This is a genomic window from Kitasatospora sp. NPDC088264 (assembly GCF_040685715.1).
In the GTDB taxonomy this organism is placed as follows: Bacteria; Actinomycetota; Actinomycetes; order Streptomycetales; family Streptomycetaceae; genus Kitasatospora.
On record NZ_JBFBIR010000126.1, the window covers coordinates 1 to 4,047 of the forward strand.

Annotated in this window: 7 protein-coding genes; 4 read left to right on the forward strand and 3 right to left on the reverse strand. The window is 63.7% G+C overall.

Annotation, left to right across the window (positions count from 1 at the left end):
- Positions 1-414 precede the first annotated feature (414 nt).
- The 4 genes from AB0O82_RS38465 to AB0O82_RS38480 all read left to right on the forward strand — a co-directional run bounded on the left by AB0O82_RS38465 (position 415) and on the right by AB0O82_RS38480 (position 1,430).
- Positions 415-624 (forward strand): hypothetical protein, encoded by a 210-nt coding sequence (locus AB0O82_RS38465; RefSeq protein WP_363589683.1) that lies wholly within the window; start codon positions 415-417, stop codon positions 622-624.
- A gap of 124 nt (positions 625-748) precedes the next feature.
- On the forward strand, positions 749-889 hold the full coding sequence (locus tag AB0O82_RS38470) for a hypothetical protein (RefSeq protein WP_363589685.1): 141 nt from the start codon (positions 749-751) through the stop codon (positions 887-889).
- A 20-nt stretch (positions 890-909) separates the two neighbouring features.
- Positions 910-1,050: a hypothetical protein gene (locus tag AB0O82_RS38475; RefSeq protein WP_363589687.1), complete on the forward strand. Its 141-nt coding sequence runs from the start codon at positions 910-912 to the stop codon at positions 1,048-1,050.
- Positions 1,051-1,139: 89 nt separating this feature from the next.
- Positions 1,140-1,430, forward strand: a complete 291-nt coding sequence (locus AB0O82_RS38480; protein WP_363589689.1) for a hypothetical protein — start codon at positions 1,140-1,142, stop codon at positions 1,428-1,430.
- Between the two features lie 162 nt (positions 1,431-1,592).
- Here AB0O82_RS38480 and AB0O82_RS38485 read toward each other — a convergent pair whose 3' ends face one another.
- The 3 genes from AB0O82_RS38485 to AB0O82_RS38495 all read right to left on the reverse strand — a co-directional run.
- Positions 1,593-3,149: an alpha/beta fold hydrolase gene (locus AB0O82_RS38485; RefSeq protein WP_363589693.1), complete on the reverse strand. Its 1,557-nt coding sequence runs from the start codon at positions 3,147-3,149 to the stop codon at positions 1,593-1,595.
- 364 nt (positions 3,150-3,513) lie between these two features.
- Positions 3,514-3,903, reverse strand: coding sequence for a hypothetical protein (locus tag AB0O82_RS38490; RefSeq protein ID WP_363589691.1), 390 nt, complete (start codon positions 3,901-3,903; stop codon positions 3,514-3,516).
- Positions 3,904-3,910: 7 nt separating this feature from the next.
- Positions 3,911-4,047: precorrin-6A/cobalt-precorrin-6A reductase (locus tag AB0O82_RS38495; RefSeq protein ID WP_363589694.1), on the reverse strand; the 137-nt coding region annotated here is incomplete at its 5' end.

Genomic DNA, 4,047 nt, shown 5'->3' on the forward strand with positions numbered 1-4,047 from the left:
CGCCTTTGCCGAGGCCGTGCCTGTCTCGCGACTGCCGGTACTGCACTCACTGAACTGCGTCCTACTGGTACCGCTGGTGGCGGCCCCTGATACCTGCGGGCCGCCCGGTCCGGAAGCCAGCCCCGTCGCCGTCCTGCACCTGCCTGGCTTCGGAACTCCACTGCCGGACCGAACTGCGAACTTCTGTCCAACAACCCCGGCCAGTTCGTGTCTGGCCAGCATCGCCGACTGCTGTCTACGAGAGAAACGTTAGACCCACCCACGAGCAATGTCTACTCCGGCGCACACAGATTTTGCGATGCTCTGGGGTGAGGTAACCTTCCGCTGCGCGGCGGCGGCAACCCCCCGAGCCGCCGCCGCGCGCGGCCTTGGCCGCTGGGGCCACTCTTTCTCGACAAGCGGAGCCGCCCCCGTGTGGGCAACGACTACACCGCGTGGAAGCTGTTGCGGAAGGCGGCGTCCGACTGGACCGTCATCGACCTGCCTGCCATCGCGGGCAGCCCCGACGATGCCGTCGGCCGCAAGGTCGGCGAGTCGCTGTGGCTGGCCCGGTACGGCTGCAAGGCGCTGGTCGGTATCTGGCACGCCGTCGGCGAGCGGCTGTGGTGGTTGTTGTTCATGTAGAAGCCGCGCCCCGTCGAGGGGTGGGGTGTGGCGGCGGGCGTGGATCGACACGGCCCGGATCGTCCCCGTCGAGTTCTCGGGCCGAGGGCATCACGTCGGGCACTACCCGGAGCTGGAAGGACAGATGCTGGCCTGGGTCACCGGGATGGACAGCCCCGACAGGATGGACGCCGCGGTGTACGGCCCGACCGAGCTGGCCGGCGCCGGGCAGCTCGACGTACTCGCGCAGGGCATGGACGACAACCGCCTGTCCGGACGCCGCTGACCAACCCGGATGGGAATGGGGTGCGGGGGTGCAGCCCCAGGGCCGCACCCCAGACTGTCAACGCCGAGGTCGAGACCCTGCTCGCCGCCCAGAGGAACGGCGACGTCGTGATGGTGGCCGCTGCCCTGCAGTCGTCGGTGCTGCGGGAGCTGGACCAGTAGCAGAAGGGGCTCGGCAACCTCAACCTCGCCTATGCCTTCGCCGCGCTACTGACCCAGGAGTGCCCCCAGAGGGGTGCGACGTCCTCGGCGTGCCGGACCTGCGCCGGTTGGTGCGGGCGGCGACCGACGAGACCCTTCACGCCCGACTGGAGATCGCCGACGAGATCGGGATGCCGTTCGGCATCGCGGATGCCAAGGCCGAAAACGCCCGGTTCATCGCCGCCGTGCCGCTCGCGCAGGAGTTCGTGAAGCTCTGCCGCCTTCAGCCTGACGCCACCGCCGAGTTCGTGCGGCAGGCCCGCCGGTCCGCCGTGATGGTCGACGAGGTGTGGGCTGTGCTGTACGAGGCATGCGCCACGGTGCGCGGCCACTGCCTGTAAGCGGGATAGCGGACTTCGTCGCGGCGTGGAGGATTTCATCTCAGAAGTGCCTTGTCGATTGTGCGTGCTGGAAGCGTGAAGAACTCCCATCATCGCATGTCACAAGGCACTTCCTCGTTTCTGAGGGAACTATCCACGGGCATCAGGCCGGTGGATCCGGGTTCAGTGGACCGTCACGCTCGGCCCTTCGACAAGGGGGTCCAGGGTCGTGTAGTTGTCACTATCATCCCACGGTTGAACTTTCACGGTAATCCTGGGCGAACCATTGGGATTGTTCAGGGTCGGAGTGTAGAGTTGATAATCACCTGGACCATGAAGGGAGAGTGTGTCGACCTTTACTTCACCGGCCCGGGTGTTAAATTCCGCTTTATGATAGCCGGGCTCCTTTTTTATGCGACTACCCTTTTTCCTGAGTGAGAGGCCATCGCGACCCATGACGCACTCCACGTTGTCCCCCCACCCTTCGGGCGTATAGTACCAAAGGGCTTTCCCGAAAGGACTTCGATAGTGCCCGCATCCGCGGATCCTGAGGACCGGGGCAACCTCTTTTTCGGGGGTGACTTGCAGGCAGGACTGTAGCCATGCTTGAACCCAATTATCGCGGTAATGGGTCCTTGTCAGTTCATTGCACTTTGTCCTGTTTCGCGCCCTGGGGGCGTACTTGTCTTCTTCTCCGATGGTCGTTTCGGCGAGTGTGTCCAGGGTTTTCTCTTGCGTCCATGGGTCGTTATAGTATTCGCCATGGGGCAAGCATGTCGTGACGATATTTTCTGCCCCTCGGAGGGTGGAGGTCTTTCCGCCTCGAACATTCGGGCCCTTTCCTTCGTACGCCCAGGCGCCCTGTTCGGTAATTCCGAATACGACACCGTCGCACAGGCCAATCTGGGGCTTAAATTTGTTTCTGGTATTGAGGTAGACCGCCGGCTCGTCGTCTATGTTGGAGCGGAAGGTTGTGTACCTGGGGTACCCATCAGCCCCATGTGGCGCCTCGTCTCCCGAGTTCAGCGACCGCAGGAAAGCTGACCCGCTTGCCATGTCATGGCATTGAAAATCGCAATTCTCGGCAAGTTCCTTTGCGTAGCCAACCAGGATATTATGGTCCCCCAGGAATGCCCCGATTGCACGGACGGCTTCGGATGCTCCAACTCCCACGTCGGCCACGATTGTTCCATGGTGGGGGCTTCCCATGGATACGAAGTGTTTCACTTTTTCTGCTCCGCCCAAATTCTTGATATAGGCGCGTGCTACGAGACCTCCCATCGAGTGGGCCACAATATCGACCTTGCCGTCCGGTGACGTCTTTGCGATCTCGTTGACTTCCCTGGCGAAGCCTGCGGCGATGTGGTCGATTCCAGGATTGGGAGGATTGGTCTGGCCGGGCTTTGTCATCTTGCTGTAATCGTAGACGTGCAGTTCGCTTTCTTTGTATCCCTGTGTTTCGGCGTATCCTTTCATCCCGTTCCAGACCGCACCTTCGGAGTGCCAGCCATGGACGAAGATGATGGGCCGGTGTGGCCCGCTGGCGTATGCGCTCCGCTGGGCCTGATTCGGGGCGGCAGGCGCTGGTAGTGCGCTAGCGGGTGTGGCCGTCGCCATCGAAAGGCAAAGGGCGCCGGCTGTCACCGCGGTCCACGCGGGGCTCGGCCGCCTCCTCTGCTGGACGGTGATATTGTTCAGGCTGGCCGGCAGGAGCCGGGCCTTCAGTTCACTGTGGATCATGTTCAGCAACCTTTCGCTGTAGCTTGGGTCGGAACTTTCACCGTGCACACTGAAGATGCCAACACGCGACCGCCCCGACAGCGGCCGCGCATAATGAAGCACGCTTCATGAAACTCCCTTTCCTTCATTGATGTAGGCCAGCTTCCAAATACTCCTCAATGTGGACGAAAATTCCTCACATGCGGAATGGTGTCGCGCATGATGGTGCGGCCAAACAGTGATCATCAGGCCGAGATCCACTTTCGCAACGTGCCCTCGGCGGTGGGGCGGGACGTCTGGCGCACTACCTGGACGCCGCCGCAACGCTGTCCCGCAGCACTTTGATGGCGGGCGTCCACGTGTTCACCCCGTCCAGGGCGTGCAGTCAGTGGCCTTGTGGGGTTGGTGGGCAGCTGCTGGGCCGGTCGCCTCCGGGGGTGCCGTAGGCGAGGGCGGCGACCGTGCGCAGGTCGACCTGGGATCCGCGTGCGCGGGTGGCGTCGTGGACCAGCCGGGACATCGCCTGCCGGCCGGAGCGGCCGAGTTCCCGCATCGTGGCCCGCACGGTGGTCTCGTGGATGCCGCCGCGTCGGGTGAGGTTGCCGAGGACCGTGCCGATGCTGGGGCCGCCGACACGGTGGGCCTGTCGGTCGGGTGCGGTGACGGTGAGTGCGGCGTGGACGGCGAGGGCGACGGCGAGGGCGTTCTCCTCGGCGAGGACCTGATCGCGGTGTTCGCTAAGTGGAACATAAATGCACCATCCTGGATCTGGCAAGGCGAGATCAGCCGAGTGCGGCAGGGACCGGCGGACGCCGCACGATGATCACGGGCAGGTGGAGTTCGCGTGCGGCGGTGAGTTTGGGTGCGGTCGCGGCGCCGCCGCTGTCCTTGGTGACCACGACGTCGATGCGGTGCTCGC

Bases quoted from the DNA above. Each gene is read 5' to 3' on its own strand.
- AB0O82_RS38485 (WP_363589693.1), bottom strand. From the start codon at position 3,149: ATGATCCACAGTGAACTGAAGGCCCGGCTCCTGCCGGCCAGCCTGAAC.
- AB0O82_RS38470 (WP_363589685.1), top strand. From the start codon at position 749: ATGCTGGCCTGGGTCACCGGGATGGACAGCCCCGACAGGATGGACGCC.